This window comes from Parabacteroides sp. 20_3 (assembly GCF_964238835.1).
GTDB lineage: Bacteria > Bacteroidota > Bacteroidia > Bacteroidales > Tannerellaceae > Parabacteroides > Parabacteroides distasonis.
In genome coordinates, this window is the sequence record NZ_CAXSNO010000007.1 from 324926 (window position 1) to 340148 (window position 15223).

Consider the following 15223-nt stretch of genomic DNA (forward strand, 5'->3'; position numbering starts at 1 on the left):
CTTCATTCATTCGGTCAGTTATAACCACTTCATACCACTTTCAGACAGTTTTGAAAATGGCTCTTGATTCTTCTTTCATTTGCCGATGAAAATATAATCAACTCGTTTTATAAACCATTCAAATTTGAAAAAGTATGGAAGTAGTAACCATTGAAAAGAGAACCTTTTCGTATATCTGCGAACGGTTCACGGAGTTTTCCAAGCGAATAGAAAGTTTGTGCAGCACTCATACCCAAAAAGTAGAAAACTGGCTGGATGGTCAGGAAGTGTGCCTGTTGTTAGGCTTTAGCAAACGAACGTTACAATATTACCGGAGTAGCGGACGATTGGCTTATTCTCAAATAGGCAGTAAGATTTATTATAAATCTATTGATATTGAAAGAATTATAGCAGACAGTGAAACACAGAAACAATCACCCAACCAAATTACGCCTTATGAAAAGAACTAAAGAAGATTATCCGACCTTCAATTTGTTTTCTATTGTCGGCACATGGGAAAGCATAAATCTGAATCCAACGGTTATCATTTACCGGAACGATAAAGAATATCTCCTTTCTATAATATATGTATCGGAAACCACCAAACAGGCTTCTCCTGCTACGTATGAAATACAAAAAGATGATAGCCAGTATTTTATTGCCACTGCATCCAAACGGCTCTATTTAGATTATGATCCGGCAAAAGATGTACTTAGCATTTCATCACTGGGTGACTATCTGCGTAATTAATTTAGCAGCTAATCATACAACTGATTAGCCATCTAGCAATCTTGAAATCAATATTTCAATAAAACAATCTTTCAATCATGGAACTAATAAATAAAGATACACCACAAGTCAAAGAATTTATTTCTTCGCTCGATTCAATGCTGAAAGGCATTGAAATTATAGTAAAGCACTACAAGCCCCACCTGAACGGAGAACGTTTTCTTTCTAACCATGAAGTTTCCAAGAAACTGAATGTCAGTTTGCGAACCTTGCAAGAATGGCGAGATACGGGATTAATCTCCTTCATCCAGATAAAAGGCAAAATCATTTATCGACAAAGTGATATTGATAAGTTGCTTCAAAAGCACTACTTTGACAGTGGGAAAGAATAACCTGCTACCCTCAAAACATTGTTTTTCGGAATTTAATTTGAATCATTGACTTTTCCAGTGAAGAATTTAGTCTGTGCAAGTCTTTAGATGAAAATACGCTCGAACATAGTGAGAGGAAGATTTTCTTCTAAACCGAAGGCTTGGACTTGAACAGGCTAAATGCGGAACTTACCTTTGTCAATGTTTCATATTGAGTTCTGAAAAACTTATAAAACATATAAATGCTGATTTATATATGGATATAGTAGCAATAGAAAAAGATTCCTTTGATTCTTTTAGAAAGAAGCTGGAACAGATTATATCATTGGCAGATAATACTTCTTTATCTCCCTCTGATATGTGTATTGAGAAAGAATGGATAGAAGGCAAGACATTGGCAGCTTCGCTAAATATTTCTTTGAGAACATTACAGTCTCTACGGGAGAGTGGCAAACTTTCTTTTTCGACAGTTGGCAAGAAAGTATATTATAAGGTTGCCGAAGTACAAAAATTATTGGATTCAGGTAGAATAAAAGTAACCATTAAAGAATAATTGCTTATGGATTTGTACACGAATGAGGATAGCCAAGAATTATTGCAATCGTTAGATAGGGTTTTACCATATATAGAATATGTGTTGAAGAATAACAAACCGATATTTGAAGGTGAACGGTATCTGACAAGTGAAGAACTTTGTTCCATTCTCAAAATCAGCCGTAGAACTTTGCAGTATTATCGGGATGATGGCATTTTCCCTTTTATCCAACTTCCGGGCAAAGTGCTGTTTCGTGAATCGGATATTAGGAAGGTTTTGGAAGATAGGTTTCGTTCTGCCTATAATATAGAAGATTATTCTCTTTAGCTTTTAATATAATAAAGATAGATAAACGGCTACCGTCCGAATGGATTGGGTAGCCGTTTTCATCTTTAGGTGGTTTTAGGAGAGAAGTTCTCCCGTACGTTCTGCATATCTCGGAGAATACTCTGATCTAATACTTTTGCGTACCGTTGTGTCATTTTCGTGTTGGTATGACCGAGCATCTTAGATACATTTTCCAATGATACATTGTTAGCTAGCGTAACGACAGTCGAAAAAGTATGACGCCCAGTATGCGTGGTCAGGTTTTTCTTAATTCCGCAGAAATCAGCTATTTCCTTTAAATAACTGTTTGCCTTTTGGTTGCATGGAACGGGCAATAATGTACCTTTCTTTTCGCAAAGCGGATAGCCTTTGTACTTATCCAATATCGCTAACGGAATATCCAAGAGTGGAATGTTACACATGATTTTTGTCTTTTGGCGAGCCTTTCTTATCCAGATGTTACCTTCATTATCTGTTACCAAATGTTCGGGTTTCAATTCCGATACATCTATGAACGCTAAGCCAGTCCAACACTGAAATAAGAAAATATCACGTACCAATTCCAAGCGTGGTACATTGAAAACTTTAGTCCGTAAAATTTCTAATTCTTCTTTGGTTAGAAACTCCTTGTGTACCTCCTGCTCATGAAAATGGATATTCATAAACGGATTTTTATCAATCCAATCATTTGCAAGAGCCATGTTAGTAATCTTCTTGACTACTTTCATGTAGCGGATAACGGTATTCTCTTGTAGATTCTTTTTTGATTTCAAGAAATGAATATAATTTTGAATGATGGCATTATTTATTTCTTTCATCGGAATATCCTTTAGATGGTATTGTTTTAGAAGCATTTCTTTAAAATACTTCAAGCATGTATCAAAACGGGAGATAGTGACCTTTGCATAATCCTTGCCGATCAGTTCCCGACATTTGTCGTTGTGTTCTTGGAATACTTCAAAGAACATCTTATGCTTTTCATCCAGTCCGAGAAAACGCCTTTTAATCTCCATCGGATTAATTAGTTTGTTTTCATCTTCTAAAGTTCGATGAATCTCATACAAGCGTAATTTTACCGATTCCAAATAGCGGTTTACTTCTACAGATTTAGAATCTTTACCAGTACACTGTTCTTTAGCTTGCGACCAGAGTTTAGGCTTAATGGTTCGTTTTAGCTGCATTTCAGCCAATTGACCTTGAATAGTTATCCGCAACATGATAGGTGTTTCACCTGATTTTACTGTTCTTGTTTTGCGGATGAAGAACAGTACGTTGAAAGTCTGTCGTTTCATACTCTAAAAATTAATGTTTAAAGTTACTGAATCGTGCAGAATAGCAAGAACTAAACGATAAGACAATCAAGAACTTACGGTACAATTCGTGGACATTTTTTTCGAGACTAAAATTGTCCACGATTTAGCACTAGGGAAGTGCGTTATTTTGCCAAAAATATGCGGATTGAGAGAAAAAGAAAATCCCTGAAATGTTTAATTTTCAGGGATTTACCAAATTTGAAGTCTTTTAAAAGTGGTGCCACCAGGAATCGAACCGGGGACACAAGGATTTTCAGTCCTTTGCTCTACCAACTGAGCTATGGCACCATCATGTCGTTTTGTATATCGTTGTTTCGATTACGGGTGCAAAGATACGGACTTTTTTGATATATGCAATAGGTGGCGGTGGATTTTTTGAAAATATTTGAGGGTAGAGGTGAAATTAGCTGCTATAAGCAGGGTAAATAGGGGGAGCGTGTAGATAAATATGGATTTTTACTTATTTTTGGAAGCGGGTAGAGAATGATTAATAAGCTATAGATATGAAGAAAGTAATTTGGAGTATTGTTTTAAGTTGGGTATGTTTGGCATTTGCTGCTGCTGGGATAGGAACTCGTGATGCGGTGTCTGCCTGTGATGGGAAAGTGTATAAAAAAGGGGATAAGATTATGTTTGGTGTCCCTAAGGTTTCCGGATATTTGTTTGTTAGGACGTTTACAAAGGATGGGAAGATTTCTACGATGCCGAAAGAGAATCTGGCTAGTCAAGAGGCGGTGATCGTTGATATTCCGGATTACGATAAGAAACTCTTTGAGAGTATGGGCGTTTATTCTGAGGTAGAAACGCATCCTCTTGTCGTGGTAGAGCTGGATGGACGGCGTCTTTGTATAAATATTAATGATGCGCTTAGTCAAGGGAATATTGTTTCGGAATATTTTAAAAGCGAAATTGAGGGTGTGGTCGATTTAACGTCTGATCTCTTATTTGTTTATGCGCTTAAATTAAATAATGTGACAGTTGATGACGATGTGATAGTAAGGTATATGGCTCATTGTGACAAGAATCTGGTAGAGAAAAATCAAGCGGATCCATTTACTATGGCGGATCTTAAGAAAGAATATGCCGCTAAATTGGAAAAGGCGTTAGGGGACGTTGATTTTAGTAAGGTGTTTCGTATTGAGAGTCAGTCGGAGATGTTACAATATGATATGGATAAGCAGATCTTTCCATTAAAAGGGTTGTGGTGCCCACAAATTAAGACAGACCAGCCGGATGCGTTGGCTAAGATTGGCTTTTGTAAATGGGATGATTGTGCCTTTCGATTTGTGAATATACCAGAGTTCATGAATGTCCCTTGTGAGACGGCTCGTGCGAAAGGGTTTTATGATATGAGGAAAGTCGGAAAAGTGCCTACTTATAATAAGCCGCTGGCTACTTCTTATACTTATATCCGTTTCTTGGATAAGAAGGTACAGCTTCCCGAGAAAAAGAATAAGGTCTATCATAACGGTGATATAAAGAGTATGTCTTTGGCTGATTTGTATGGGAAAATGGCTATAGAGGCGCAAATTATAAAGATGGATGTTTATCACTTACCTTTCTTGAAGATAAGTGATTTTGAACTCTTCTATAATTATTTAGGATCCATTGAAGTGAAATAATAGGAAAACGGTCCGTCCCCCAATAAAAATGAGACGGACCGCTTTGCATTCGTGAATTCAGAGCGGATATTTCTTTTTAGTTTAGTGAGTTCCAACCTTGCGCCTTAAGCTCGACTTCACCTCCGTCACGACCGACAAGATAATTGCCTAACTCCGGCTTTGTTATATGACCGATCACCTTAATACCTTTCATTTCCGACACCTTATCATGATCTGCTAAAGGAACAGTGAATAAGAGTTCATAATCCTCACCTCCATTCAATGCCGCGGTTATCAGATTCATGTTAAACTGCTCTGCCATGGCTGCGGTTTGGTAATCGATAGGAATACGATCTTCGTAAACTCGGCAACCTACATTACTTTCTTTAGATATATGAAGCAACTCCGAAGAGAGGCCGTCGGAGATATCCATCATGGAGGTCGGAACGATTCCAGCTTGGTCAAGAACCTCGACAATGTCTTTGCGGGCTTCCGGTTTTAATTGGCGTTCCAACAAATATTCTTTACCAGAGAAATCGGGCGTGAAATCTTTCTCCCCATTAAATATGCTTTTCTCCCGTTCCAGTAATTGGAGACCCATGTAGGCGGCCCCTAAATCGCCGGACACGCAAATAAGATCGGTCTCCTTGGCTCCGTTTCGATAGACAACTTTACCTTTCTCTCCCTCGCCTAGGCAAGTGATGCTGATCGCTAACCCTGTGCGTGAGGCGGAAGTGTCGCCACCAACGAGATCTACGTCATAGATATCACAAGCGAGTTTAATGCCCTCGTAGAATTCTTCGAGATCTTCTACACAGAAACGTTTGGAAATACCCAATGATACCGTAATCTGTTTCGGGCGGCCGTTCATGGCGTAAATATCGGAGAAGTTTACGACTGCGGATTTATAGCCGAGATGTTTCAACGGCACATACATCAAATCGAAATGAATACCTTCCAGCAAAAGGTCTGTCGTAACCAATACTTGCTTGTCTGTGTAATCTAGTACGGCTGCGTCGTCACCAACACCTTTCAACGTACTCGGATTTTTAAGTTCTATTTTATCGGTGAGATGACGGATTAACCCGAACTCTCCCAAAGTCGATATTTCTGTTCTATTGCTCATAAGATTGTTAACGTAATATAGGATGATTCTTTATTCTTGTATCAATATGTTTAACTATTAATTCTTGAAATTGTTTTTCCCGGTCCATACAGAAACCCACCGTAATAGGCAAACAATATAAATGAGAAAACCATTCCATGGGAAGCGAAGGAAGGTCACGGAGTCGGGCGGCATCTTTCTCCGTGATGATTATCAATTTACTTGTAGAAGTCAACCGCTTGAAGGCCGTTTGTATTTTCTGGATGTCATGCCGATCGAAGGCGTGATGATCCGGAAAGATCAATGAGGTGACATGCTCCGTATATTTATGGATCTCTTTTTCGAGAGGTGCCGGGGATGCGATACCGGATACCAATAAAACCTCTGTAGTAGAGGCCAGCCCTTTTAATGTGCGTCTGGGGGCTTTACCGGAAAAGACGGGTTCCAGCTCCCCGTAAAGAATACGGCTGAAATAGAGCTCTTGATAAGCTGAGAGATGTATATCCTCCTCTATGATCCGGAAGTCTATAGGTTGTATACATGACTCACATTTCGTGACAATGATCACGTCCGCACGTCGAGCGCCATCCATAGGTTCCCTTAAACGGCCTGCGGGCAAGAGCTTATCTTGCGTATAAAGACGGTGGCAATCGGTTAAAAGGATGTTCAGCGTGGGGGCGACGTATCGATGTTGAAAGGCATCGTCCAGCACGATCACTTCCGGGCGCTTATTCTCTGGCAGAGCCAATAGATTGCGGATACCCCTGCGGCGATCAGCGTCTACGGCAACGAGAATATCCGGAAACTTACGTTTCATTTGGTACGGCTCGTCACCGATATCCTTGCTGGTACTTCGCTGATCGGCCAACAAGAAACCGGAGGTTTTCCGTTTATAGCCACGGCTGAGTACAGCTACCCGGTATCGGTCTTTTATCAAACGGATGATGTATTCCGTATGAGGGGTTTTTCCGGTCCCCCCGACAGTCAGGTTCCCCACGCAAATAATAGGCAGATCATACCGCTCTGTCCGAAGGATTTTCCAGTCGAACAGCTGATTCCTGAATCTCACCCCGATTCCATAAAGGAAAGAGAATGGAGTGAGGAGTTTATTGAACTTAATCGTATGATCTGTCAGCATGGTCCAGTTATTATAACGGTTTCATATCGTAAGGCATACGAGCTTGGATTCCGCAATTCGTCTTGATATTATTCAACGTCTTGAAGTACTCGAACTCATTACCCAATACATTTTTGACGATAGAGAGTTTCACCTCTCCGAGCTGGCTTTCCAAGAACTCGTCCAAGAAATTCTTGGAACCGCTGACGGTAGTTACGCTATACTGATCCAGATCAGCCAACCCCGCCGCTGTGCTTATAGCTAATTCAATACCGCCCAGCTCATCGACCAAACCTCTTTCTTTCGCTTGCTCACCCGTCCAGACCCGTCCTTGTCCGATAGCGTTGACCGCTTCGGTAGTCATACCTCTACCTTCGGCGCAGCGGGAAAGGAACGTTTGGTAGCCTCTTTCCACGTATCCTTGTATCAGTGCTTTCTCACTCTCGGTCATGGGACGGGAGAGGTCTCCTAAGTCCGAGAATGTGTTCGTCTTTACGATGTCCGTGGTCAACGCTAGTTTCCCGAATAATCCGGAGGCGTTCGGGAACATGCCGAAGATACCGATGGAGCCGGTCAACGTATTCGGTTCGGCGATGATCTTATTAGCGGCGCATGAGATATAGTAGCCTCCCGAGGCAGCTACGTTGCCCATGGAAACGACCACAGGTTTCACCTTTTTCAACTCGACAACTTGACGCCATATCTGCTCGGATATATAAGCGCTACCTCCCGGGGAATTCACACGGAATACCACGGCTTTCACGTCATCATTGTTTTTTAGCTTGATAAGCTCATCGGCCATTTTCTCCGTGATACTTTGTTCGATATCGTAAAAGTTGCCGGGTGTTTGCGCCTTAATCTCGCCTTCGGCGTAAAGTACGGCTATCTCCGGGGCGTTTTTGGTGGGTGAGGCCTTGAGGGTTTTCATTTGAGCTAAGTTGGCCGATCTCAGTTTCTCTCCATTTTGTCCGGCTAACTCTTTGACATATGCTTCTACCTCCGGCTTATACTTCAATTCGTCTATAAAGCCACATTCTACCGTTTTCACAGGGTCCGCGAAGAAAAGCCCCTCATTGGCGTAATGGTTGATATCGTTCACGCTGATGCCGCGTGATTCGGCGATGCCTTCGGTTATATTATCCCAGATGGTGGAGATATACGATTGGATTTGCTCCCGGTTCGCCTCGCTCAGCTTATCCAGCATAAAAGGCTCCACGGCACCTTTGTAGGTACCTACCTTAAAAATCTGCATCTCGATACCTACCTTATCCATCAGTCCTTTGTAGAATAGGGTTTGCGAGGCGAGTCCCGTCAATTCAAGGATGCCTTGCGGATTCAAGAATACCTTATCGGCTACGGAACAAAGGAAGTAATTCCCTTGCGTGAAATTATCGGCGTAAGCTACCACGAACTTGCCGCTTTCCTTGAAATCTATTAACGATCGGCGGATTGCTTCCAAACTAGCGCTACCCGAGGAGAGAAGCCCCGATTCGATATAAATCCCTGCGATCTTGTCATTCTGTTTCGCTATCCGGATCGTCTCGAGCAGGTCCTTCAGTGACAGCATGTTTTCCTTGTCGCCCATCAAGGCGGAGAATGGATTCTCCGCCGGGTTATCCGCTAGCGTCCCGTCTAGCTTGATCTTGAATACCGTATTGCTTTTGGGGGTGTAATCAGGTGTGCTACCTACGGTGGCGATATATCCTATAGTCATGGATATCAATACCGTCAGGATTATTCCCATTGCCAACATAACGCCTAGCGTTGAGGCAAACATCATTTTAAAGAATTGTTTCATATCTATTGAAAACTAATTAGATGACAAATGTACGAAAATTTCCTCTACGTCCCGGTCGCTGAGGCATACTTGTTGGTAAACATCTCGCAGAAGCTCCGGGTTGATCTTTTTGAAATCCTTTTCTAAAGGGGTGATGAAAAGACCTCCGATATCGGCAGCTCCCGGGCTGGACAGGAGATGGTCGTCGCCCTCGGCCTCGTATTGCCACGGGCGGTGGCGTTTACGAGGGATAACCGTGATTACCCAATTATTATCGTAATAGGAGCCGAAGATATTCATCATCGGCTCGGGCTCACCGGGAAGTATCGGCAAAGCGGCGTAGATCTTTTTGAAGAGCCGGGTGGCGGCTTCTTCGGTGGCGGCTTGGATGACGAGGCCGGGGCGGAGGTTGCCGGTGAGTGGGTATATACGGTTGTCGTATACACTCGCATACGATTGTCGTATAAATTGGGTTACCTCTTCATCCAGCGGCATGATGCCTCGTGTCACCGCTTGGAAGTGGGCATGATCCGGTGCCGAGGCTCCGCTACGGGGTCCATTGTAGAAGACGGTGAAGGGAGCGAGTCTCCTTGTCAGTTCCAAGAAGTCATTCCATTGCGGCAATATCAGTTGCGGAGTATGTTTCCGGGTAGGGATCGTGAAATGTTGGGGGAAGATCGGGTAGGGGTTGCACAATACCAGATGGCGAAAGCCGAAAGGCAGTCGCTCCTGTTCCACCGGCAGGTTCTCGGGACATAGGAAGCACTTGCGTTCTTTTAGGGATCGGGCATCTACCTTGGCCCCGGTGGAAACAATACGGGCGGGATTGAATTGCGCACGTATCGAGAACCCTCCCATATCGAAGGATTTTACTTGCACGGCCTCCAGCGCCTTATAGTTCTTCTCGGCCAATGGGCATGTCACGAGTTGCTTGGCTAATAATTCGGTCGCTTGCGATGAGCTGACCCAGTTGTTTGGTTTCATTGTCTTTCCATGTTTAAGCGGGCCTCGAGTTCCCAAGTCCTGATTTTATCCTTATATATATTATGGTTGTTCATTTTCACGACATCCAATGAGGCGTCGGAGTTATCTTCCCAACGGCGGCAAAGGTACAGCACGTCGTAGATCCGCCCGATCGGGTATTCACGGCTGATGCGCAGGCCGAGGGCGTAATCTTCTCCGTAACTGGTGTTCGGGAGGTTTAGTTTCCGTAGCAAGGGTGTATAAAAGGCTCGGGGTGCTCCAAGCCCGTTGATGCGGAGGGCGTTATTGCGGCCGTTCTCGGGAGTCCATTCTTTATGGTCGATAATTCCGGGCGGGATGGTTCGCATATCGAAATCGGTCATTCGGTAGGTTCCGACCACCATGGCGCATCGCTGCTCGTAGAAGGCTTCCACGATCTTACGCAGGGTATGCTCGTCACTGTATACATCATCGCTATCCAATTGGATGGCGAACTTGCCGCAAGCCGAATGGTGTATTCCTATATTCCAGCAACCCCCGATGCCGAGGTCGTCACGCTCCGGCTGGATATGGATAATACGAGGGTCCGTGGCGGCGATCGTTTGGATTCGCTCGGAGGTGCCATCCGTAGAATGATTATCGATAATGATTAGGTTGAAAGGGAAGGACGCCTCTTGTCGCAGTACGGAACGGATAGCGTCCTCGATCGTCCGTACACGGTTACGTACAGGGATAATAACGGAGGCTTCCGTTTGAAATGTCTGCTCGTCAAAACGGACTGGCTTGAAATGAGGGGGCAAGTAGCCGCCTATCATCTTTAAGTGATCTGTACAGGCGGCTTCCATCTCGATCTGTACGGAGCGGTTCTTGGGATCTACATAGTCGAACATCTTCTCTCCGGATTTCCGTAAATCATTCTCTACTTCTGTATATAGATATTCGTTGATATGCGTCAGCGGAGCGTTTTGGGAGACTTTTAAGCGCAAGTCGTAGAGTCCGGCGAATGTATATTCCGTATCCATGGAGGCTATGGCGTTTTGTAGCGTGGAAGAACGATAAAGTAGGAGGGAGCCGAAATTGAAATCATCCCTAAGACTTCCTTTCTGGTAATCGATCACCGGATGGGGGGTGAGTTTGCCCTCCTTCTTCTCGTAATAATCGGAGTAAACCATACCGGATCTCGTATCGTCGGCGATGGCGACAAAACGCTCTAGGGCATACATGCCTAATAGAAGCTCTTCAGTCTTCGTATAAATTAACGTATAATGGGCACTGGCATAGCCGGCTATTTCCCGGAGGGTCTTCGTGCTCCATATATTCTCCGTGCGGATTAAATTGCAGGGATAAATAGCCTTGGCGTGGGGATCGTCCGTGATTAGATAGATCTGACTCACTAAGGACGACTCGGCCAATTGCGCTACCGTTTGTCGTGTAGCCTCTATTTTTCCATAAGGGATAAAGCAATTGATTCGTTTCATTGTATATACTGTATTTTATTTTGTTGTTGAATGGAGAAAAAGCGTAAGATGGACTCCATGAGTCGATTTCGTTCCGACGGTGTTTGAAGCGCCTCAAACGGGAAACCGAGCAAACAAGTCCGATATTTCCCTTCATAAACGATTCCCGCCCCGATATTGTTCTCCGGATATCTCAAGATGGTATGGGCGAGCTTATCCGCCGGAAGTACACCGTCTACCGACTCGATCGAGTAGCAAATAGGGTTCGGACGTGTCCGGAACGTGTATCTGCCGTTTATATATCCGTAAGGGGATGCGCAACTGTTTACGATTCCCTCCTTGCTGGCATTACGGCTAGCCAACTTCCCTTTTAGTACCTCCTCGACGAACGTACGGTCTTGCGCGTTGCCCCAGCTGTCGGAGAAAAGATTCGTCCCGCTTACAAGCAAGTTGCCGCCTTGGGCAAGGTAGCTGCGAAGCGTATCCTGTAAAACGGGAGTGATAACCGGTTGGCGCTGTTTTCCTAAAATCAAGTCAATAATCGGATACGTATCCGGCTTTACGACTCCCTCGGCCAAAGATTTATGGCTACATGAAACAAAGGAATAACCGGTTTCGGCCATGGCCTGCCCATGTATGAAAGGATAATCGAAGGTATTGCCCGCTATGACTTGGCCTGCGTAATTGTTGTAACTATCCCCATGCCCGTTATTATCATTGCTGTTCCATGTGGCGGAACGGCGGAATTCGAATTGATCCCCGATAAATGCGATATCATTCAGATAAGGCACTCCCCGGTCGACGGCATAAAGAAAGCCGGCTAAACTATCCGCCGTACTCTCGAAACTGGCTGGACCGCTGATCCTGTCGAATCCATTGACGATCAATACCGTCTTATCCTTTTCACCTTTAGGAGACCGGTAAACACTTACGATCTCGGAAGGGAAACTGATGCCTCCCTTATTTACGGCAGCTACCTTATAACTATGGATAATACCCGCCTCAATTGGAAGAATGATTTCTTCTCCTTTTACGAGCGTCCCGTTATCGAATCCACCGCTGTCTTTTCGACTATAAAGGATATAGGCGGTTGGTGAGGCACTCTCCTCAAGAGTATCCTGTACGGCTTTCCAGCCGATTTTCACTTTATTCGTTTCTACGAGCTCCGTATACAGACGATCGGGTGGGAGCGGTTGTACGATAGGCTCCTGTTTATTCTGGAAACAGATATAACGGAGCATCCCTTTATAGATCGCCCTACAGATAAGGAAACGGAAGCGTGGGTCTAACCCGTAACGCATATCGGCGAAGTTTTGATGGGATAGTAATTCTAATAGCATCGTTGGGACATCGGGAATACGTGCCTCTATATAAGATTGATTCCACATGCCCCGGCGGCTCCATTGAGGATTGTAAACCTTGCGGACATCGGACAGGATCTGTGTTTGGATCATGTCGGTTAGGTCTCTGGCGATCTCCCGGCTTTTCCGGTTGGTGTAGATTCCGTCGTTGCTTTTAGACATATAGATGCCGAGTGTCCCTATAATTGAGTCATCCGGGGTGGTTCCTGCGTCGGAATGGAATGCGAAGGCCATGTCGATAGGGATATGGGTCTGTTCTTTTAAATAATTAACCCATCGGGGACGTGCGTAAATGTCGTCTTGATAATCATTGCGGAAAGCGCTTTTCGAATAGATACTATCCGGTATTCCCGCCCATTGTAGCCAATATCGGGCCGCCTCGGTAAACCGTGGATACCCGCTTGTCTCTGCTTCTATCGGATAGGGACTTTCTAGCGGGCTACGTGCGATGTTCCCCATGCCGCCACCGATCTTGATCGCGTCTGCCGTGATAATCTTTCCCGATTTATTGCTTTGATTCGTTAACACGATTCTCTCATGGGCTTGTTCATGTGCCGTGAATTTGAAATTTCCCAGATAGATCCAAGTCCCACCCCCCATTGTTTGATTGACGGCGATTGTGGTTTCCCCTCCGGCATGATGGATGGTATACAGTGCCTGCTCTGTGCTGTTCGGAAAAGATTGATAGGAGGCATAGACCGCGTAATTCCCCGATTCCGGAATTTCGGGAATCCACTCGATGAGACTTTCTTTTCCTTTCCTCTGTGTGACCGTCTGCCGATAGGTACCTTGCGTAAAAGGGTTCTCCCCATTCGTATAAGTAGCTTGAATATGCCCAAATCCGGCTTTCTCCCCATCCGACCAAGCTTTCTCTCCATCCAATTCCTTATACTCGGATCCCGGAGTAGAGCGATCATTGTCTATAATGATTTCGTGTATTTGAGTGTCCCTTTCCCGGGGGATAAGAATAGTCGCTCCTGCGTTTTCAAGCATCGGGGTCAGATAAGGAAGAACAAAACTCTGCGTAAATAAGTCCTCCACGGTGCCGAACATGCGAGCCCGTTGCCATTCCCAGCGATGGGCGGTCTGGGCGTAATATAAACCATGGCTTTGCCAAAGGGCGATATGACGGTTTTGTAATCCGTTTTTTATCTCATGAGGGCTGGATAGGCTACGGGTTAGCGGGTATTTGCTCTCTTTAATGGAGTATAGCCTCTTTTTGTTGGGACGTCCTTTTCTGTCGTATTCGGGAATCAGGCTCTCAATGTCTGTACCTCGGGTCAAGATGACGATCTTGGAGGCATTGGGGAATAGGGGAGCTATACTTGCGTAAAGCTCAGAAACGTTATATTCCCGAAAAGGGATGTCCTCCAAAGCTTCATTGGCGAAAAGCGTGACTTTCTTCTTCTGTATGAGGATGGAGTCAATCTTAATGGTGCGTGAAGACACATATTGCCTTGCGAAAGAGTTTAGCTTTTGATCCAATTGCTTTTTTAAGCTTTCACTATCCTGCCCTTCTGCCGGAAAGCTCCAGAGAAAAATGGATAGTAAGGATATGATGATCCTAACAGGATAGGAGAGTTTTTCTCGCATATTTTTATAAATATTATTGGCTGTCTTATTTCTACAAATTTACGGAAAATCTCCGTAATAACCTTATAAAAAGCCCAGATTGGCGCAATTAAAATTGAATATGAAGAAGGTAGGGGCAAATTGTGGATATTGGGAGAAGTCAAATCTATGTGAACGGCAGCAAGGAGAAGAACGGATTTGTCCCTATCATGGGACGGGTAGCGATTAACGGGACGATGGTGCGGTTCAGTTCAGTTGCGAGCGAACTATTCGTGTTCATGGTCAAGACGCCTATCTGGGGAATGATTATCCCTTCTTGAAGTGTCGGGTTTGCGATAGTATCTCAATGGGAAACGGTGGTAAAGTCAATGGGATAGAGGTGTTATCTCAATGACTTTACGGCCGTGTCCCATAGGCTTTTTTTGTATCCCGGATAAGTTGGTAGGGGATGGTTCAGGGCGCAAAGGGCGCATCTTTGCGAGGTTTGTAAAACTTTTATATTATAAAAAAATTAGCGTCTTACTTATATATAGATGGAGTAATATATTTTTTTTGTAAAATGTTTTTGCGAACACGTAAAGATGCGCCCTAATGCGCCCTGTGATTTTTTTGGAAGATTTTCTTGATGTCTTAAAGTGTAGATAGACAGTTGTTTATGTAATACTGTTCTCTTAGCCCTTTTTTAGTCTTTGGGGCGATATAATCGGCCTAAACTCACATTTACGTGGCCCAAAAGCACGTGTACAGAGCGATTTTCTCGTGATTCCATGAGCAGAAAGCCGTTTTTCCCGTGTGATTTCCTCTCGTCGCCAGGACCCTGTTTATCGTTTTTATACGTGTAAAAGTACTCGTGAGAGCCCTGTTTTAGGTACACGCAGTGACTCGTAAGTCAAAAAAGAGCATCACGTATTATTTAACGTACGCGATCCCCCTCTTGAAAAAAAACTTGAAAAATAATGCCCGATAAATTTGGACCGTATGTTTTATAGCATTACTTTTGCACCCGCATTCGAGAG

At 44.1% G+C, this 15223-nt stretch carries 13 protein-coding genes, 1 tRNA gene and 1 pseudogene; 7 read left to right on the forward strand and 8 right to left on the reverse strand.

Annotated elements, in window-relative coordinates; genetic code table 11:
* Positions 1-134: 134 nt before the first annotated feature.
* The 5 genes from ACESPU_RS16055 (at position 135) to ACESPU_RS16075 (ending at position 1941) form a co-directional block, all read left to right on the forward strand.
* The gene (locus tag ACESPU_RS16055; protein ID WP_158532332.1) at positions 135-449 is read left to right on the forward strand and encodes a helix-turn-helix domain-containing protein; all 315 of its coding nucleotides are present in this window, start codon (positions 135-137) and stop codon (positions 447-449) included.
* Complete coding sequence (locus ACESPU_RS16060) at positions 436-729, forward strand: DUF3876 domain-containing protein (RefSeq protein WP_158532331.1); 294 nt, start codon at positions 436-438, stop codon at positions 727-729. The genes ACESPU_RS16055 and ACESPU_RS16060 overlap by 14 nt, the downstream gene beginning before the upstream one ends.
* A 77-nt stretch (positions 730-806) precedes the next feature.
* Entirely contained in the window at positions 807-1100 is a 294-nt protein-coding gene (locus ACESPU_RS16065; RefSeq protein WP_158532330.1) for a helix-turn-helix domain-containing protein, read from the forward strand.
* A gap of 235 nt (positions 1101-1335) precedes the next feature.
* The gene (locus ACESPU_RS16070) at positions 1336-1632 is read left to right on the forward strand and encodes a helix-turn-helix domain-containing protein (RefSeq protein WP_158532329.1); all 297 of its coding nucleotides are present in this window, start codon (positions 1336-1338) and stop codon (positions 1630-1632) included.
* A 6-nt stretch (positions 1633-1638) separates the two neighbouring features.
* Positions 1639-1941, forward strand: a complete 303-nt coding sequence (locus tag ACESPU_RS16075) for a helix-turn-helix domain-containing protein (protein ID WP_158532328.1) — start codon at positions 1639-1641, stop codon at positions 1939-1941.
* A 65-nt stretch (positions 1942-2006) separates the two neighbouring features.
* On the opposite strand, the gene ACESPU_RS16080 is transcribed toward ACESPU_RS16075, so the two are convergent.
* A complete protein-coding gene (locus tag ACESPU_RS16080) occupies positions 2007-3233 on the reverse strand; it encodes a site-specific integrase (protein ID WP_158532327.1) in 1227 nt (408 codons plus the stop codon).
* A 236-nt stretch (positions 3234-3469) separates the two neighbouring features.
* Positions 3470-3542 (reverse strand) — tRNA-Phe (locus tag ACESPU_RS16085).
* Between the two features lie 215 nt (positions 3543-3757).
* Here ACESPU_RS16085 and ACESPU_RS16090 point away from each other — a divergent pair.
* Positions 3758-4876 carry a DUF4852 domain-containing protein gene (locus ACESPU_RS16090; RefSeq protein ID WP_158532326.1) on the forward strand — a complete coding sequence of 373 codons (1119 nt, stop codon included), beginning with the start codon at positions 3758-3760 and terminating at the stop codon, positions 4874-4876.
* 76 nt (positions 4877-4952) lie between these two features.
* On the opposite strand, the gene thiL is transcribed toward ACESPU_RS16090, so the two are convergent.
* From thiL to ACESPU_RS16120, 6 genes are read right to left on the reverse strand one after another with little or no spacing between them, the layout of a single operon-like run.
* Positions 4953-5981, reverse strand: coding sequence for a thiamine-phosphate kinase (gene thiL, locus ACESPU_RS16095; RefSeq protein WP_005858417.1), 1029 nt, complete (start codon positions 5979-5981; stop codon positions 4953-4955).
* Between the two features lie 7 nt (positions 5982-5988).
* Positions 5989-7098 carry a tetraacyldisaccharide 4'-kinase gene (gene lpxK, locus ACESPU_RS16100; protein WP_048928196.1) on the reverse strand — a complete coding sequence of 370 codons (1110 nt, stop codon included), beginning with the start codon at positions 7096-7098 and terminating at the stop codon, positions 5989-5991.
* A 10-nt stretch (positions 7099-7108) separates the two neighbouring features.
* Positions 7109-8857 carry a signal peptide peptidase SppA gene (gene sppA / locus ACESPU_RS16105; protein ID WP_122383115.1) on the reverse strand — a complete coding sequence of 583 codons (1749 nt, stop codon included), beginning with the start codon at positions 8855-8857 and terminating at the stop codon, positions 7109-7111.
* 30 nt (positions 8858-8887) lie between these two features.
* The gene (locus ACESPU_RS16110; RefSeq protein WP_158532325.1) at positions 8888-9838 is read right to left on the reverse strand and encodes a DUF4922 domain-containing protein; all 951 of its coding nucleotides are present in this window, start codon (positions 9836-9838) and stop codon (positions 8888-8890) included.
* Positions 9835-11295, reverse strand: a complete 1461-nt coding sequence (locus ACESPU_RS16115; protein WP_158532324.1) for a glycosyltransferase family A protein — start codon at positions 11293-11295, stop codon at positions 9835-9837. The genes ACESPU_RS16110 and ACESPU_RS16115 overlap by 4 nt, the downstream gene beginning before the upstream one ends.
* A complete protein-coding gene (locus ACESPU_RS16120) occupies positions 11292-14228 on the reverse strand; it encodes a xanthan lyase (protein WP_158532323.1) in 2937 nt (978 codons plus the stop codon). Before ACESPU_RS16120 ends, ACESPU_RS16115 begins: the two co-directional genes overlap by 4 nt.
* 119 nt (positions 14229-14347) lie before the next feature.
* Here ACESPU_RS16120 and ACESPU_RS16125 point away from each other — a divergent pair.
* Positions 14348-14458, forward strand: a pseudogene (locus tag ACESPU_RS16125) (integrase); the annotation flags it as partial.
* Positions 14459-15223: the final 765 nt, after the last annotated feature.

What these genes read in the sequence shown, in the direction of transcription:
- ACESPU_RS16055 (WP_158532332.1), top strand. Translation starts at nt 135, where the DNA reads ATGGAAGTAGTAACCATTGAAAAGAGAACCTTTTCGTATATCTGCGAA.
- ACESPU_RS16060 (WP_158532331.1), top strand. Translation starts at nt 436, where the DNA reads ATGAAAAGAACTAAAGAAGATTATCCGACCTTCAATTTGTTTTCTATT.
- ACESPU_RS16065 (WP_158532330.1), top strand. Translation starts at nt 807, where the DNA reads ATGGAACTAATAAATAAAGATACACCACAAGTCAAAGAATTTATTTCT.
- ACESPU_RS16070 (WP_158532329.1), top strand. Translation starts at nt 1,336, where the DNA reads ATGGATATAGTAGCAATAGAAAAAGATTCCTTTGATTCTTTTAGAAAG.
- ACESPU_RS16075 (WP_158532328.1), top strand. Translation starts at nt 1,639, where the DNA reads ATGGATTTGTACACGAATGAGGATAGCCAAGAATTATTGCAATCGTTA.
- ACESPU_RS16080 (WP_158532327.1), bottom strand. Translation starts at nt 3,233, where the DNA reads ATGAAACGACAGACTTTCAACGTACTGTTCTTCATCCGCAAAACAAGA.
- ACESPU_RS16090 (WP_158532326.1), top strand. Translation starts at nt 3,758, where the DNA reads ATGAAGAAAGTAATTTGGAGTATTGTTTTAAGTTGGGTATGTTTGGCA.
- thiL (WP_005858417.1), bottom strand. Translation starts at nt 5,981, where the DNA reads ATGAGCAATAGAACAGAAATATCGACTTTGGGAGAGTTCGGGTTAATC.
- lpxK (WP_048928196.1), bottom strand. Translation starts at nt 7,098, where the DNA reads ATGCTGACAGATCATACGATTAAGTTCAATAAACTCCTCACTCCATTC.
- sppA (WP_122383115.1), bottom strand. Translation starts at nt 8,857, where the DNA reads ATGATGTTTGCCTCAACGCTAGGCGTTATGTTGGCAATGGGAATAATC.
- ACESPU_RS16110 (WP_158532325.1), bottom strand. Translation starts at nt 9,838, where the DNA reads ATGAAACCAAACAACTGGGTCAGCTCATCGCAAGCGACCGAATTATTA.
- ACESPU_RS16115 (WP_158532324.1), bottom strand. Translation starts at nt 11,295, where the DNA reads ATGAAACGAATCAATTGCTTTATCCCTTATGGAAAAATAGAGGCTACA.
- ACESPU_RS16120 (WP_158532323.1), bottom strand. Translation starts at nt 14,228, where the DNA reads ATGCGAGAAAAACTCTCCTATCCTGTTAGGATCATCATATCCTTACTA.